This is a genomic window from Gemmobacter denitrificans (assembly GCF_036964905.1).
In the GTDB taxonomy this organism is placed as follows: Bacteria; Pseudomonadota; Alphaproteobacteria; order Rhodobacterales; family Rhodobacteraceae; genus Gemmobacter; species Gemmobacter denitrificans.
Genome location: NZ_JBALHR010000060.1, coordinates 1 through 662 on the forward strand (window position 1 = coordinate 1; position 662 = coordinate 662).

Annotated in this window: 2 protein-coding genes; both read right to left on the reverse strand. The window is 55.6% G+C overall.

Annotated features, from left to right (window positions below; translation table 11 throughout):
• A partial coding sequence (locus tag V6590_RS20835) for an IS110 family RNA-guided transposase (protein WP_335425632.1) occupies positions 1–491 on the reverse strand: 491 nt, incomplete at its 3' end.
• Positions 466–662 (reverse strand): hypothetical protein (locus V6590_RS20840; RefSeq protein WP_335425633.1); only part of this gene is annotated, 197 nt, incomplete at its 5' end. The genes V6590_RS20840 and V6590_RS20835, both read right to left, overlap by 26 nt.

A 662-nucleotide genomic window follows, 5' to 3' on the forward strand; every position in this document is an offset into this window, starting at 1 on the left:
ACAGCCGCAATACGACCGATCTGTCCCATACCTGCCGGAAAAACATGGCCAAACTCATAGAGAAGGGCACGCAAGGCATTTACGAGTTCGGTTCGTTGATGAACAAGGCGCTCTCTGGCCCGGAACAGTGCCGCGCGCGCTTGCTGCTCTTCGGTCTTAGGAGAGACAAACCGCATTTCTGGTTGTCGCGCTGCAATGACGATCGCCTCCGCATCAGCGGCATCATTCTTCTGCCGCTTGACGAAGGGGCGCACATACTGCGGAGGGATCAGCAGAACCTTATGACCGAGTTGCATTAGTATACGCGACCAATAATGAGCGCTGCCACAGGCCTCCATCACAACCACTGCTTCTGGATGCTGGGACATGAAACGCAGGAACTGGCCGCGAGACAGCTTTTTTCGGAATAGGGGTCTGCCGTCAACCGCAGCTGCACCATGAAGCTGGAAAACAGCTTTTGCCAAATCAACACCGATAATCATGTCCTTCATTTTGCCGTCCTTTCCGTTTCGTGGCGATGAGCAACCGCCATGCTGGCACATCGCGATGCCGTTTGGGGAGGGCGGCAACCATCCCATCTGTATCTATCAGACCGTCGCGGCGGTCCATTTTTGACGGCTCTTGCACAGCGCGTTGGCGATGGTGACCTGCTTTCTGGCGAC